10 protein-coding genes and 1 tRNA gene are annotated in these 13796 nt (G+C 41.1%); 6 read left to right on the top strand and 5 right to left on the bottom strand.

Translation table 11 applies throughout. From position 1 onward, the window contains the following. Positions 1 to 99: 99 nt before the first annotated feature. The 3 genes from CDC37_RS16070 to hisF form a co-directional block, all read right to left on the bottom strand. A tRNA-Ala gene (locus tag CDC37_RS16070) sits at positions 100 to 172 on the bottom strand. Positions 173 to 334: 162 nt separating this feature from the next. Next, a complete protein-coding gene (locus CDC37_RS16065) occupies positions 335 to 520 on the bottom strand; it encodes a hypothetical protein (RefSeq protein ID WP_096623104.1) in 186 nt (61 codons plus the stop codon). Between the two features lie 215 nt (positions 521 to 735). After that, positions 736 to 1509 carry an imidazole glycerol phosphate synthase subunit HisF gene (gene hisF / locus CDC37_RS16060; protein ID WP_096623102.1) on the bottom strand — a complete coding sequence of 258 codons (774 nt, stop codon included), beginning with the start codon at positions 1507 to 1509 and terminating at the stop codon, positions 736 to 738. Positions 1510 to 1766: 257 nt separating this feature from the next. Between hisF and CDC37_RS16055 the strand changes: the two genes are divergently transcribed. Further along, the gene (locus CDC37_RS16055) at positions 1767 to 3125 is read left to right on the top strand and encodes an IS4 family transposase (RefSeq protein WP_096620005.1); all 1359 of its coding nucleotides are present in this window, start codon (positions 1767 to 1769) and stop codon (positions 3123 to 3125) included. Positions 3126 to 3323: 198 nt separating this feature from the next. Here the strand turns inward: CDC37_RS16055 and CDC37_RS16050 are convergent, their stop codons facing one another. Continuing rightward, entirely contained in the window at positions 3324 to 6197 is a 2874-nt protein-coding gene (locus CDC37_RS16050) for a cation-translocating P-type ATPase (RefSeq protein ID WP_096623100.1), read from the bottom strand. A gap of 1073 nt (positions 6198 to 7270) precedes the next feature. Here CDC37_RS16050 and CDC37_RS16045 point away from each other — a divergent pair. Together CDC37_RS16045 and CDC37_RS16040 are read left to right on the top strand one after the other, a co-directional pair. After that, complete coding sequence (locus CDC37_RS16045) at positions 7271 to 8944, top strand: transglutaminase domain-containing protein (protein WP_096623098.1); 1674 nt, start codon at positions 7271 to 7273, stop codon at positions 8942 to 8944. 571 nt (positions 8945 to 9515) lie between these two features. Then, positions 9516 to 10268, top strand: coding sequence for a phytanoyl-CoA dioxygenase family protein (locus CDC37_RS16040; RefSeq protein ID WP_096623096.1), 753 nt, complete (start codon positions 9516 to 9518; stop codon positions 10266 to 10268). A 179-nt stretch (positions 10269 to 10447) separates the two neighbouring features. Here the strand turns inward: CDC37_RS16040 and CDC37_RS16035 are convergent, their stop codons facing one another. Further along, positions 10448 to 11005 (bottom strand): hypothetical protein, encoded by a 558-nt coding sequence (locus CDC37_RS16035; protein WP_096623094.1) that lies wholly within the window; start codon positions 11003 to 11005, stop codon positions 10448 to 10450. Between the two features lie 149 nt (positions 11006 to 11154). Here CDC37_RS16035 and CDC37_RS16030 point away from each other — a divergent pair, with 149 nt between their 5' ends. From CDC37_RS16030 to CDC37_RS16020, 3 genes are all read left to right on the top strand, one after another. After that, positions 11155 to 11643: a hypothetical protein gene (locus CDC37_RS16030; protein WP_096623092.1), complete on the top strand. Its 489-nt coding sequence runs from the start codon at positions 11155 to 11157 to the stop codon at positions 11641 to 11643. A gap of 195 nt (positions 11644 to 11838) precedes the next feature. Continuing rightward, positions 11839 to 12471 carry a cupin gene (locus CDC37_RS16025; RefSeq protein ID WP_096623089.1) on the top strand — a complete coding sequence of 211 codons (633 nt, stop codon included), beginning with the start codon at positions 11839 to 11841 and terminating at the stop codon, positions 12469 to 12471. Between the two features lie 152 nt (positions 12472 to 12623). Continuing rightward, positions 12624 to 13100 (top strand): ArsC/Spx/MgsR family protein, encoded by a 477-nt coding sequence (locus tag CDC37_RS16020; protein WP_096623087.1) that lies wholly within the window; start codon positions 12624 to 12626, stop codon positions 13098 to 13100. Positions 13101 to 13796: the final 696 nt, after the last annotated feature.

Below are 13796 nucleotides of genomic sequence, written 5' to 3'. Positions count from 1 at the left end.
ATCGCCTCAAAGTGGAAGAAGCACTTAGGTATGAATTCGCATTGACTGCATGAGTGAAGATACTAAAAACGATATAACCCGTTAATCCACAAATCTAAATGGAGCTAAGCGGTCTCGAACCGCTGACCTCTGCAATGCCATTGCAGCGCTCTACCAACTGAGCTATAACCCCGTAAACTCTTTGTAAGTGTATTTTTGATATTCGCTCAAGTACGAATTAATTGTCAACCCTTGATGGGGAAAATCTTTCAGTTTGAATGCATTGCTTTATAGTTATTTTGATTTATACCCCACTATCACCTTGAAAATCAAACTTTCTTTTAAATTATATTAACTAATGTAATAAGTAACTCATACAGTGACCCATGAGGAAGTAAACTACTAACATTGCTGCCGCCGCCAGGGCCACTAAGGAACCTGCCAACATTAAAGAAAATTCCTTGAGTTCAACGGCTTTTTCCATCAAATGTAGCGACCAGGCGACTAGGGCTACGTCAAATACTAAAATTGGAATTAACATAGGGATTTTGTGGGGTAATTTCTTTTTAAATATTCTTAATTAAGATTAACATTTTTCTCAGTTTGTGTCGAACCCGAAGAAAATTTGGGGTGCGACACGAAAAATTCCGATTTTGCAGATTAGGAACTTCCAAAAAATAAAATATCCTGTAGTTTGGGCTTTTTACCGAAAATTTGGATAATTATTAAATTGGATTCCCTTAACTGAAAACCAATCTATGGTGATAGGCGGACAGGGACGTGGCGATCGCGCAAATAGGATTTGATTTGGGAAACGCTAAGTTGCCCGTAATGTAAGAGGGAGGCTAACAAAGCTGCTTCCGCTTTCCCCTCGGTGACAGCAGCGTGAATATGTTCACAGTTACCCGCACCTCCGGAGGCAATGACGGGGATTTGGACAGCTTGGGCGATCGCACGGGTTAGTTCCAAGTCATATCCGGCTTGTGTGCCATCTGCATCCATGCTTGTCACCAACAATTCGCCTGCACCACGCTTTTCCACTTCACAGGCCCATGCTATGGCATCTAACCCAGTATTTTCGCGTCCTCCTCTGACGTACACATCCCAACCGGGATTTTCTGGGTTTTGCCTTCGTCGTGCGTCAATAGCCACAACAATGCATTGATTGCCAAAGCGATCGCTAGCCCGGTTAATAAAATCAGGGTCACGAACAGCTGACGAATTAATACTAACCTTATCTGCACCAGAACGTAACAGATTTTTAACATTTTCTAAGGATTGGATGCCACCGCCAACGGTGAGGGGAATGAATACCTGTTCTGCGGTTCGGTAAACAACGTCCAAAATCGTGTCTCGGTCTTCATGAGTGGCTGTAATATCTAGAAATACTAATTCATCTGCTCCGGCTTCATTGTAAACCTTTGCTAACTCAACGGGATCTCCCGCATCCCGGAGATTAACAAAATTAATTCCCTTGACAACCCGTCCTGCCTTGACATCCAAACAAGGTAAGATTCTTTTCGCCAACATGCGTTCCTCTTTGTGTTGCTGATTAGATTACCCGGACTTAAATTTTAGACTGGTAGGGGTATTCCTTGAGGAAGATTTTTTTGTAATTAGCAAAAAATTTTACCAGTTAATTGTGGACAAGTTGCCAGTCAATCCCACTCCCTCTGCATCCAGCTATCCATTACCCGGATCTTTCTTAACAAAAAGTAAAAATACTTAAAAGAAGACGAAAGGCTTGATAGGTATAGTTTTGAGAGAGGAAAGATAGGGTGTAAAAAATGGAAAAATGGGCAGCAAGGGAATTGAAGCACTTGGATTTGGGAGATAAACGGCGAAACAAGCGTTTGATAAAGATGGTAGAAGATTTAGCAGCACAACCAACATCGAGTGTACCTCAAGCATGTGGGAGCGTAGCAGCGACAACAGCAGCATATGATTTGTGGAGTTCGCCGTATATAAAACCATCAGATATAAGCAATGGACATATCAAAAGTACAATCGAAAGGGCAAAAGAACACGAGATAGTATTAGCAATACAAGACACAACAAATATGGATGTAACAAGTCATCCAGCAACAGAAGGAATTGGATATCTAGACCAGAGAAAAAGTTTAGGATTAAAAGTACATTCAACGTTATTATCAAGCATAAAAGGAGTTCCACTGGGAGTAATAGACCAACAAGTATGGTCAAGAAATATCGAAGATTTAGGAATAGCAAAAACACGTAGAAAAAGACAAACAGAAGAAAAAGAAAGCCAAAGATGGTTGGAAGGGCTAGAGAGAACAAATAAATTACTACCAGAAAAGATAAAAATCATAACAGTAGCAGACTCAGAAGCAGATATATTTGATTTATTTAATCAGGAAAGACCAGAAAATAGCCACTTACTAATCAGAGGAACTCATAATAGAAAAGTTAGCCATACAGCGAATTATCTACATGAGGCGATCAGGTCAAGTCCAACTCAGGGAGAAGTAGAAGTCAAGGTAAGAAGAAATCCAGAAAGACCAGAAAGGATAGCAAAACTAACAATTAGATACGAAACAGTTGAAATAGAAGTACCAAAAAATAAGCTCGGGCGTTCGCTTTGTAAACCAGTAAAACTACAGGTGATATTAGCAGAAGAAAAGAGTCCACCATCGGAGATAAAACCAATCAGTTGGTTATTGTTAACGACATTGGAAATTAATAGCCTTGAAGATGCGGTAAAATGTGTTGAATGGTATACATATCGTTGGTTAATCGAGCGTTATCACTATACATTGAAAAGCGGTTGTCGAATCGAGGAATTACAACTGGAGACAGGAAAACGCCTATCAATGGCATTAGCGACATATTCGATTGTGGCATGGCGATTATTATGGTTAACTTACCAAGCAAGGGATAATCCAGAACAAAGTTGTGAAACGGTTTTAACTACAGTTGAATGGCAATCTTTATGTGTAAGTGTGAACAAAAACCCAATTCCACCAGATCAGCCACCAACATTAAGAGAAGCTGTACGAATGATTGCTCGACTAGGTGGTTTTCTGGGTCGTAAAGGTGATGGGGAACCTGGAGTCAAGACGATTTGGAGAGGGTTACGACGATTGCACGATATCGCCGTAACTTGGAAGCTAGCCCATCAAATCTAAATGCATACTTTCTGAGTTTTGTCTAATCTTAATGCTTAATCCCTCTACTGAAATCATTTCTATAATCGCTTTTCAGACTTTGTTAAGAAAGATGTGACTAATGGATAGTCGGGGAGGGTCGGGGAGGGGTTTTTTTGTATCTCATTAGACTGAGAAAAGCTATACATCGCGTCTCTACAAACACATGATTTTCAGGTATTACACATTCTTCTTGCCAATAATTCGGAAAAAGATTTTTTCTGCTTCAATCCAGATAAACATCAAACTACTAAAGCCAATACAAATTAGTAATTCCTGCATATTCAAATAATGGGTACCAAAAAAGGCTCTTAAAGGTGGAACATACACCAACATTAACTGCAAAATAGTCGTAATTACCACCGATAGTAAGACAAAAATATTAGAAAAAGGATCCATCTCGATCGCCAAACGGTTATTGGAGCGAATCGCGATCGCATGACCCATTTGAGCAATACACAGGGTAGTAAATACCATTGTTTTCCATGTATCCGGATTTCCGGTGTAGCTGGGGTCATGGGTATGGCGATAGGCCCATGCCATCATGGTAATGGTAGTCACGGCAAAAACAATCCCAATCCGTACCATGTAGGAACCTAAACCCCTGGCAAAAATACTTTCTTTGGGGCTAAAGGGGGGACGTTTCATCACATCTGGTTCCGGTGGTTCCACTGCTAGGGCTAAAGCTGGTAAACCGTCGGTGACTAGGTTCATCCACAAAATTTGTAAGGGGCTTAAAGGGACACCAATTCCCACTGCTGGGTTAAAGGGTAAAATCAAAGGGGCTGCGGCCACGGTGAGGACTTCGCCGATATTACTACCCAAAATATACTTAATAAATCTGCGGATATTCGTGTAAACTACGCGACCTTCTTTCGTAGCAGCGACGATGGTGGCAAAGTTATCATCCAGCAAAATCATATCACTGGCTTCCTTGCTGACATCCGTACCCGTAATTCCCATTGCAATCCCGATATCAGCTTGTTTCAAGGCTGGTGCATCATTCACACCATCCCCAGTCATGGCCACAAATCGACCTTGACGTTGTAAAGCTTGAACAATACGTAATTTATGTTCCGGTGCAACCCGTGCATAAATACTCACCGCGTTGACATGGTTTTCCAATTCCTGGTTACTCATCTTTTGTAAGTCCTTTCCGGTCAGGACTTCATCCTGGTCGGTGGCAATTCCCAAATCAAGAGCGATCGCTCGCGCAGTTAATTGATGGTCTCCGGTAATCATAATCGGACGGATACCCGCATCCCGACATTCCTGGACGGCTGCTCGCACTTCGGGACGGGGTGCATCCATCATCGCTACTAACCCTAACCAGACTAATTCGGTTTCGCTGGTTTCTTCGCTGTCTGGGGATGGTTTTTCCAGCAGGGGTTTATAGGCAAAACCTAGCACCCGTAACCCATGACTAGCCATGTAATCGTTTTCTTTGAGGATGCGCTGACGCACATCTTCAGTCATCAATACCCGGTTTTGGCCATCATCCCATTGGCTGCACCGTGCTAATACCAATTCCGGTGAACCCTTAGTAAACATGATGTATTGTTCTTGACGGATGCGCTGGGAAAATACTGGATCGACATCCCCTAAACTCGCAATTCCCCGATCCACCCTTTCTAACTGACAAATCACACTCATGCGTTTACGTTCGGAAGAAAAGGGAAACTCTCCCACACGGGGTAATTTACTATCCCACTGGTCTTTTTCTACACCACCCTTTGCCGCCAGGGTGACTAAGGCTCCTTCGGTGGGGTCGCCCAAAATACTCCACTTACCCGATTCCTGTTGCAGAACCGCATCATTACAAACAGCACAAGCCACCAGTAAAGCCGAAACTTCCGGGTGGTTATCAAGCCAAATGCGATCGCCATCCAACAAAAACTCCCCCTGGGGTGTGTAGCCTTCCCCGGTGACTCGAAACTCCCGGTTATTGACAAAAATAGTTTGCACCACCATTTTATTTTGGGTTAGGGTTCCCGTCTTATCGGAACAAATAGTTGTCACCGACCCTAAAGTTTCCACCGCCGGTAATTTGCGAATCAAGGCATTTTGGCGCACCATTCTCTGGGTTCCTAAAGCCAAAGTCACCGTAATCACCGCCGGTAATCCTTCCGGAACCACCGCCACCGCCATACTTAAGGATACTTCCACCAACTCCTGGAACGAACCCCATCCCAAGGTTAGCAATCCCACCCCAATCACAATCGCCACCAGAATTAGGGAGCCAGTCACCAGGGTATTACCCAACTCATTGGAGCGTTTTTGTAACGGTGTCGGTTCGCTATCCACCGACTGCAACATTTCCGCAATTTTACCGAGTTCGGTATTCATTCCCGTACCTGTCACCAGGACTTTTGCTCTACCTTGAACAACCTCCGTTCCCTGGTAAACAAAATTCAAGCGATCGCCTAAAGGTGCATCTTCCGGTAAGGTAATATTCGCTCGTTTACTAACAATTTCCGCTTCCCCCGTCAAAGCAGATTCCCGCACCTGTAAATTCGATTCTTCCAGCAATCGACCATCAGCAGCTACCTGAACTCCCGCCTCCAAGAGCATAATATCACCGGGAACCAAATCCTTCGCTGCTACTTCCAACTGTTTGCGATCGCGAATTACCCGCACATTGGGAGAGGATAGTTTTTTCAGCGCTGCTAAAGCTTGTTCAGCCCGACTTTCCTGCACATAACCTAAAATACCGTTGAGAACGACAATCGCCAAAATCGCAATTGTATCCTTAAAGGGTAATTCTTCAGGGGGTAAAGTTCCTGACTGCCATTTAATCAAATCCAATATACCTGAAACAATTGCTACCGCAATCAACAGCAGCAACATAATATTTTTGAACTGATCGACAAGAATCTCCCAGGAACTACGTCCTCCCGATTCTTGCAGTTCATTGACACCGTAGCGTTGTAGACGTTGTGCAACTTCCTGGGTGCTTAACCCCCTATCAGGATCGGTCGATAATAATTCTAGAGCTTGATCGGATTCTAAATTATGCCAAATGGCATTTGTATCAGGTAGAGAGTGGGCAGACATTGTTTAATAAGAAAAGGTGACAAGAATTGGTGATTATACAGCAAGCGGTTAGCTATACCCTCAATCGAAGCAAGGGGATTTTGGCTATTGGGGAAGTCCAAATTTCTAACCGTTTTTAGTATAGTTGGAAGGGAGTAGGAATGAGCGAGGGATCACCTGACTTTATGGGAAGCCAGCGAAATTTGCAGATTGAATACTCTATCCAGCACTTCGCACCCTACGCACGTCTAAGAGGATGTTTGTCAAGTATTAATTCTCATTATTTTGACTATCGTCCTGACTCTGGAGATGGGGTTATAAAGCTGATTGTTCCTTCGAGAGTACAGACACGACATGTCGCGTCTCTTCCCATTCCCCAATTTTACTAATGTACTCATAAAAATTTCGATCTCTTCCTCCTCTGACTTTCGACTTTGCTAGAAATTTATCAAATATAGTAGTCCCAAATCATCGTGAGTAATCTGTTCCCAAAGCTTTTTCTGATTATGGCTATTAGTTAAACCAATTTGAACAACAAAAAATTAGGAGAAATTGATACTTCGCACGTTGATATATTTACCTTTTGGTTTGTTGGCTGTTGATGATTAATCATTAATCATTAACCATTTAGAGAACAAGCTCACTTGATTAATCGTGTCAAGTATATCCCGGATTCTCACAAACCCCTAAAACTTCCAGGGAGTAGGGAAGGGAGAAAAACAACCCATGACTCAACGCTGAACACTCACCTGCTCAAAATGCAGGATATACACCTCTTTAATACGTATCGATACAGCAGTTTTGAGTTTTGTGGAAGTAGGTTATTTCAATTTTAAAAACCTGTGAAAAACGACTTTTACCACCGTTTCCTATCTCCTGTATTCTTGAATTCTGCTGTAATCTATAAAGTCTACAATCCAGTTTTTGGGTATAAAACTACCTGATTGAGTACATCTTCAGTTGAATAATCCTTGAATCAGCGTCATCTAAAACACACAAAACCCTCCAACGCGGTAGAATAACTTGAATTTTGGTCGCCAACCACATCCCCTATTCCTATTTGACCTACTAACCATCAAGAAAATCAGTTTAATATGAGTGTTGCACTCCCCCATACAACCGCGAGCAAAATGTTTTGGAAGCGAACAATTAGACCCCTCTGTGCATCTGCATTAAATGGTATTGCCTTCATCCAGGATACACTCATCGCGATTGACTCGCGAAATGGATATTTACTGGAAATTGACCCAGCTACAGATAATACCCGTATCCGCAATCCCCATCAAGTGAGGGAATTGATGGATGTTACTGGTATTTCCCTCTGGGGAGATCGATTATGGCTAACCAGGGACTTGAGTATCTACTCTTGTCAAATTAATACATTAGGACTGGAGCATTTTGCCACCCTTCCTTACACTGCCAATGGTATAGCTGTCTGGGAATCTACAGTTTATATTACTTGTCAAAAACTCGGTAAAATTTTGGTGTTTAACCGAGATACAGGTACACAAATCACCCAATTTTATGCTCCTGGTGTCGGTTGCGAGAACTTAGCCGTAGATGCTGAAACCCTGTGGGTGTGTGATGACATGGAACAAAGCGTTTATGCCCTCGACCGTGCCACTGGAGAAATTAAATTTAGCATTCTTACCCCCTTCGAGTCACCTACAGGCATAGCCATTTATGTCAATCCTGAAAATCACCAAAAAACCCTATTTGTCGCCTATGCTGGTGAAGAACCCTATATCCGCGATAACCCCAACGCCGACCCCAACCATGAACTAGCCTATCGCGATCGCACTTTTATCCACCCCCTCCACTTCCAATATCACCCGGAAAAACGCTACACCCTCTCCAATGGCTACCGGATTGAAATGTCCTACGTTGAGGAAATTGCTCCCCTAGAAGAGGTCTATATCCCCGATTTAGAATGGCAAATCGCCCTACCCAGTGACACCGACCGTCAAAAAGTTGAGTCCGTCCAAGCCATCGGTTTACCCTTCCAGGAACAAATCATCGATGGTCAAAAAGTTGCCGTATTCAAATTTGACCAACTTACCCCCGGAGAACGCCACATTTTCGGTTGGCGAGCCATCGTACAAGTTCGTAGCATTAAATACCGAATTACTCCTCGTGACGTGGAAAATATCCCCGAACTCAGTCCCGATTTTCAAGCCCGCTACCTCATCGATGATGATGAGTTAGCAATGGATACCAGTATCGTTCGCCAGGCTGCCCGTGATGCCATTGGCACAGAAACTAACCTGTTACGGAAAATGTATAACATCCGTAATTATGTTTACGACCATCTTTCCTATGGTATTAAACCCCACATTGACACCCCGGATATTGTCCTCGAACGCGGAGTCGGTTCCTGTGGTGAATATGTAGGTGTTCTCCTAGCTTTGTGTCGTTTAAACGGGATCGCCTGTCGAACTGTAGGTAGATACAAATGTCCCCCCTACGGAGAACGGCAAAATATTCCCCTCCAACCCGACTTCAACCACGTTTGGTTGGAATTTTATATCCCCGGTTACGGTTGGATGCCAATGGAATCAAATCCCGACGATGTTGGTTATCGTAATGACCATCCCACCCGCTTTTTTATGGGTTTAGCTTGGTATCACTTAGAAATTGGTAAAGGCATCCCCTTTGAAAGTTTAATTAGTAAAGGTAAACGATTAACCAAAGAAGATATTTCTATTGGTGAATTAGCAATTAACCATATTCGATTTACCATTTTAGAAGAATTACCAGGTTTTGATTAATTCCATCAACCCGGGCTTTGGGAATTTTGGATTTGAGATTATCCTGCGGTCGATTCGCTACGCGTCTATGGATTTTGGATTTAAGTGGGTAGGTGTAATTAAATATAAAACCACAATATAAACTATCACTAGTCTCAAAGCCTTACCCCTAATCACTACCCACCTACTTACTCTAGTCTACTGTGCTAGACATTAAGAAATCGGGGAAAACCCCGTACTAAGCGTGTCTATGGATTTGAAAACCCTTACACAGAACTCCCTGAAAACATTTATCTGTCGCATTCATTACTTCAAACTGATACTAGAATTTATCCACAGAGGGAATGGGGAACAGTTCCTTCGCTAGTAAATAGGATGAGTAAGGACAGACGACCCACCAGGTCGTCTGTACGGGAGCTAGGAGTGGGAAAAACTACTTTCATGGGCTTTGGTGTAAATATTACACTTTGGCTATTCTCTGTTAATGTCATTCATAATTATGTATGCGAAGCGTTGCCGTAGGCTATTACGTAGCTTGTTTCCCGCGTAGCGGGTATTACGAATTATTTAATTTATTTTCCTAAATTATCAAATGACCGAACTAGAACGCTACCTATTTGATTTGCAAGGTTTTATCATCGTTGAAAACGCGTTAACACCAACACAGATCCATGAGTTACAGCAAATTATTAATCAAATAATTTGTCAACAAAACCCTAGTCAAGTATCCCCAGAAGCAACCTATCTCCGATTTGATTCATTATTAGGCTGGGGTAAACCATTTCGAGATATTATTGATAATCCTTCCATTACCACCTATTTGCAGGAAATACTAGCCGGAAAATTTCGTTTAGACCACGATTACATCCATATCCTACGTCAAGGTAAAGGACCAGTCGGTGCAAATTTACACGGTGGTGGTACACCCTACGACCCTTGTCAGTATTACGATTTTCGCCAGGGGAAAATGTATAATGGTCTCACCGCAGTCGCCTACGAATTGAACGATGTCGCTCCCGAAGACGGTGGTTTTGCTTGTATTCCTGGTAGCCATAAAAGTAATTTTCCCCTACCAACAAGTATCCGCAATTTAGAACAAAATCCAGAAAATTTGCATCCTTGTATTCAAAAAATAGCAGTTAAAGCTGGTAGCGCAATTATCTTCACTGAAGCATTATCCCACGGCACGATTCCTTGGCGAGGAAAATCAGAAAGACGCACTTTATTTTTCAAGTATTCCCCCCATTCATCCGCTTGGGCAAGATATTACTATAATCTAGATTTATTCCCAGATTTAAGCGATTCTCAGCGACAAATTCTCCGCACACCTGGTATATATCCTTAATCGCTTTTTATCAAAGCTTTTTTTATACTTGAATTCTTATTTTTTGAGAGTAGGAAATTGGGAGTAGTTTATCAGGAAAAATATGCCGTTTGAACCTATTTACAATATAGCCTTTCTCATATTCCTTATTTGCTATTCCCTATTCCCTACTACCCTGGAGACGACCCACCGGGTCGTCTCTACTCCCTATTTCCTATAAATAATTGTGAATAATATTGTCTTCGCCACTGTTCCAAATTTTCAATGGAAATAGATTGAGTCACCACATTCATACTATTACCACGCCAACTCACATCTGCATCAGTTGTAAACACCCCACAAGTCAAATATTCCTTTTGAATATCCCAATATTCGCTAAAACGACTTTTTAAAGTCATCACCTGTTCAAAAACCTTATTACGATGCTTGTTACGACGCTTACGTTCCGTTGCACCAGTTGCTTCTGTGTCAATAAATTTAGTTTCAATTAAAAATAAACTTCCAGTCGTAGTCAAATAAACAAAATCACATTTACCTAAGTCTGTATAATCGGCGATGGGAGATTTTTCAAATAAAAGTAACTCGGAACAACTAGGAAATAAATTGTGAATATTCAAAAATAAGTAAGCTTGCAATAGTAATTCCTTATCATAGGGAAAACAGACCACCCCCTCAAAAAAACGACGAATATCGAGTTGAGACTGTGGTTGAATTTTCCGACAATAGCTAACAAACTTATTCAGTTCATCTGCGGTCATGTAATATTGCTTCATTCTCATTATTGCCGCACAATAGGCCCTAGCATAAAAATATACAATCACTAGGCGGAGTCAAACATCCGCAGATGTAACTATAAGTTGCTTGATTAGCTATTTTACTCAGTTATTATACGGATGACAACTAAGTTATGCAAATTGCACCAGATAGCTTTTCTTGGTTTGACGTACCGGAACAGGTCAAAAAATTACTAATTCAAGCTGCCCAATCATGGGAAAATACTCAAGAGTCGGAACAATATATCAACCAAGCTTTGGAAATCACCAATAATAATATTGATGTTTTGGTTGCAGCCTATAGATATTTTTATTACAAGCATAATTACTTAATGGCATTAAAAGCTGCGGAAAATGTCATGTTATGGGTACAAAAAAATGAAAATTTACCATCTAATCAACAGGAATTAAAGCAAATTATTTTGCAACGTCTTCATGATGCCGAAATTCGTCTATATATAAATGCCTATTCTGCTTCTGGCTTAATTTTAGCTAAACTAGGAAAAGTCGAAACTGCACAGGAAATATGTCAGTTTATTCAAGAGATTGATGTTAATCATGAGTATTTAAGTGCAGAAATTTTACTCGATGTTTTAACCCGTTCTCCAGAAGAGGAGGATTGAAATAATTCGTAATAGCCTACGGCAAGCCGCTACGCGTCTACGTAATAGCCTACGGCAACGCTTCGCGTACGTAATACCTGCTACGCGGGGAGCAAGCTACGTAATTTGTAATTGACTTCCTGTTTCCTACTCCCTGAAAGTTTTAGGTTAAATATATTTGCTATTTTGCATTTCCTAGTTTCTTTAGATTACAATATGAAAAATAAAGATTGGTTAGTTACCGATGATGGTTCTTTTGTGCTTTGTCAATCTGCACGGAAGTGGGATTTATTACAGGAGAATTATCGTTTGTATCGGTTTCTAACGGAATTAGAAGATATTCTCAAGGGTGCAAGTCAAAATATTGATGTTGAGGTCAGCTATTTACCTAATATCAGGATGTTAGTCAGAAAATTAATCCTGAATTCCTATTGGGTACGTAGTCGATTTTCCCTACCTAATCCACAAACAGGGGTATCTGTGGAGATTCTTTATGATGAGTTAGGATTTCCTTTTACTTTCCAGACTGTTAGTTTTGCTCCTGGGACTAAATCTACCATTCACAATCATGGTACGTGGGGAGTTGTAGCAATTTTACAAGGGGAAGAAAAAAATCTCCTGTGGAGAAGTAAAACTCCTGTGGAAATAGCAAATACGGGAAAATGCGTTGAACAAACAGGGGAAATCATTCTCAATACTGGGGATATGATTAGTTTTACACCTGGTGCAATTCACAGTGTGGAAGCATTGGGAGAAAAACCAACGGTGACGTTAAATCTCTACGGTGAAACTGACCCAAAACGACGGTTTGAATATGATTTAGAACAGGGGAAAGTGGTGCGATTTTAGATTTTGGATTGTAAATATTTGGATTCATTCCCTGCATTTTGATGAACTACTCCCTACAAATTTTCGGGATTCGTGAGAAATTTGGGATTCACTTTGTTCAGTAAAAGTTTTGGATTTTGCAGAAAGTTGCGCTGAGAGGATGTGGAAATTAAATGGCTAAAGTTGTTTTTTACGAAAAACCTGGTTGTAAGAATAATACTAAGCAAAAAGTCCTATTGACTGCTGCTGGTCATGATTTGGAAGCTTATGATATTCGGACTTACAATTGGACTCCACAAAAGTTACGGGTGTTTTTTGGAAATCGTCCGATTTCTGAGTGGTTTAATCCTACTGCTCCTAGAATCAAGTCTGGTGAGGTAATTCCAGAAAAATTAAATGCTGATAGTGCTTTAGCGTTGATGATTGCTGACCCTCTGTTGATTCGTCGTCCCTTGATTCAAGTTGGCGATCGCTATGAGGTGGGTTTTGATGTGGAGCGGATTCACGCATGGATTGGTCTCCAACCTGTTGACCCCTCCCAAGCAAATACTAGTCTAGAATTAATGCAGCAAGATTTACAAACCTGTTCACATCACCACGATTCTCATCACCACCACGACGCACAGGGTAATTGTAGTCATTCACACTAGTACCCGACTAACCTCAAAATAACGGGTGAAGGTTAGGGAGTAGGGAGTAGGGATTAGTGAGTAGTCCCCTATCTTAGAGAACATTTGTACGTAACCAAAACATCTAGCTTTAGCTTGTGATGCAAAGCAGATCGACCGAAGGATGGGGGGAGTAGTAAGTTGGGAGTGGGGAAAAACCAGTTTCATTCTGGTGTCAGCAATACATGTAGACTACTTCCTACTCCCTCTGCATCAAGTGAGATTTCTATATAAAAATAAATTTGGCAAAGTTGGCTTTTAGCTGATAAGTGGTTATACTATAGCTCGTCTATCTATACTCTATTTTAATCCCACAAAGCAATACAAGATGGCAGTTTGGTATTGATTTGTGATGGTTTATCGTGTATTTTAAGCTAAAAATCTACCACTGCAATTATTTATTATTGATTGCATCAATCAATACTGGGTGTATTTATAAACTCGTTATCTGTGTCTAAGGGGATGTATTAAAAGTCGATTTTAATACTTAATAAGCTCGTTTTTCGGGGGTAAGAAGCAGGGAATCGGGAGTAGTTTTTAACGACAAATATACAGTTTGAACCTATTGACCGTCTTCCAAAATTAGTGAGAAAAGTATTTATTGATACTTTCTAAACATCCTCCAAACAAACATCGTAATTTCTCAACATGATTTTGTTATCAAAATATGACAATTAG

The sequence above is a fragment of the Calothrix sp. NIES-3974 genome (assembly GCF_002368395.1).
Taxonomy (GTDB): Bacteria; Cyanobacteriota; Cyanobacteriia; order Cyanobacteriales; family Nostocaceae; genus NIES-3974.
This window is presented reverse-complemented; position numbering and strand designations above follow the sequence as displayed.

Bases quoted from the DNA above. Each gene is read 5' to 3' on its own strand.
- CDC37_RS16065 (WP_096623104.1), bottom strand. From the start codon at position 520: ATGTTAATTCCAATTTTAGTATTTGACGTAGCCCTAGTCGCCTGGTCG.
- hisF (WP_096623102.1), bottom strand. From the start codon at position 1,509: ATGTTGGCGAAAAGAATCTTACCTTGTTTGGATGTCAAGGCAGGACGG.
- CDC37_RS16055 (WP_096620005.1), top strand. From the start codon at position 1,767: ATGGAAAAATGGGCAGCAAGGGAATTGAAGCACTTGGATTTGGGAGAT.
- CDC37_RS16050 (WP_096623100.1), bottom strand. From the start codon at position 6,197: ATGTCTGCCCACTCTCTACCTGATACAAATGCCATTTGGCATAATTTA.
- CDC37_RS16045 (WP_096623098.1), top strand. From the start codon at position 7,271: ATGAGTGTTGCACTCCCCCATACAACCGCGAGCAAAATGTTTTGGAAG.
- CDC37_RS16040 (WP_096623096.1), top strand. From the start codon at position 9,516: ATGACCGAACTAGAACGCTACCTATTTGATTTGCAAGGTTTTATCATC.
- CDC37_RS16035 (WP_096623094.1), bottom strand. From the start codon at position 11,005: ATGACCGCAGATGAACTGAATAAGTTTGTTAGCTATTGTCGGAAAATT.
- CDC37_RS16030 (WP_096623092.1), top strand. From the start codon at position 11,155: ATGCAAATTGCACCAGATAGCTTTTCTTGGTTTGACGTACCGGAACAG.
- CDC37_RS16025 (WP_096623089.1), top strand. From the start codon at position 11,839: ATGAAAAATAAAGATTGGTTAGTTACCGATGATGGTTCTTTTGTGCTT.
- CDC37_RS16020 (WP_096623087.1), top strand. From the start codon at position 12,624: ATGGCTAAAGTTGTTTTTTACGAAAAACCTGGTTGTAAGAATAATACT.